Genomic DNA, 911 nt, shown 5'->3' on the forward strand with positions numbered 1-911 from the left:
ACCGCAGGTCATGGGCCGTGGGGGGAGGGCGCCGCCTTGCTGCCGCCTCCCCCTTCGCCCGGGGGGTCTCGCCCTGAGAACGCCCGAGGGCGGCGTCCCCTGCGCAGGGGCCGCCGCCTTCGGGCGTGCGCTGTCGTGCGGGCCGGGACGGGAGCCCGGCTCAGCTGAAGGAGTCGCCGCAGGCGCAGGAGCCGGTGGCGTTCGGGTTGTCGATCGTGAAGCCCTGCTTCTCGATGGTGTCGACGAAGTCGACGGTGGCGCCGCCCAGGTACGGGGCGCTCATGCGGTCGGTGACGACCTTCACGCCGCCGAAGTCCTTCACCACGTCGCCGTCGAGGGAACGCTCGTCGAAGAAGAGCTGGTAGCGCAGGCCGGAGCAGCCGCCGGGCTGGACGGCGACACGCAGCGCGAGGTCGTCACGGCCTTCCTGGTCGAGCAGGGCCTTGACCTTGGCCGCGGCGGCGTCGGTCAGGATGATGCCGTCGGTGACGGTGGTGGTCTCGTCCGATACGGACATCTACATCTCTCCCGGGTTGTACGGAGACTGCTTGCCGACGGTTGCAACCGACGGGGCCGCGGATTCATTCCGGGCCGGGCGCCTGTTCTCTTCGGGCCTTTCCTCATGCTCGCACACACCCCGCGGGGCGGAAAACGGCTCCGGTCGGACCTTCCGGGAGGGAAGGGCCGCGCGCCGGGATTCACGTCACATGGACGCGATGACCCGTCGTCAAAGTGACGCGAACCGGTTATGATAGATAGCGTCAATTCGACGAAAAGTCGAAAAGGTGTCCCGCATGTCCCGGGGGGGGGGGGGGGAGGGGGGGGGGGGGGGGGGGGGAGGAAGGGGGGGGGGGGGGGGAGCCCACCCGGCCCCAGAAGTTGAAGTGACACCAGCACCCCCCCCCCCTCTT

1 protein-coding gene is annotated in these 911 nt (G+C 70.1%); it reads right to left on the reverse strand.

What is annotated here, in order from left to right:
- Positions 1-160: 160 nt before the first annotated feature.
- Positions 161-517 (reverse strand): iron-sulfur cluster assembly accessory protein, encoded by a 357-nt coding sequence (locus ACZ56B_RS05730; protein WP_030340884.1) that lies wholly within the window; start codon positions 515-517, stop codon positions 161-163.
- Positions 518-911 lie beyond the last annotated feature (394 nt).

Source organism: Streptomyces sp. NPDC034670 (genome assembly GCF_055574875.1).

Coding starts and splice junctions, on each gene's coding strand:
- ACZ56B_RS05730 (WP_030340884.1), bottom strand. CDS start 517: ATGTCCGTATCGGACGAGACCACCACCGTCACCGACGGCATCATCCTG.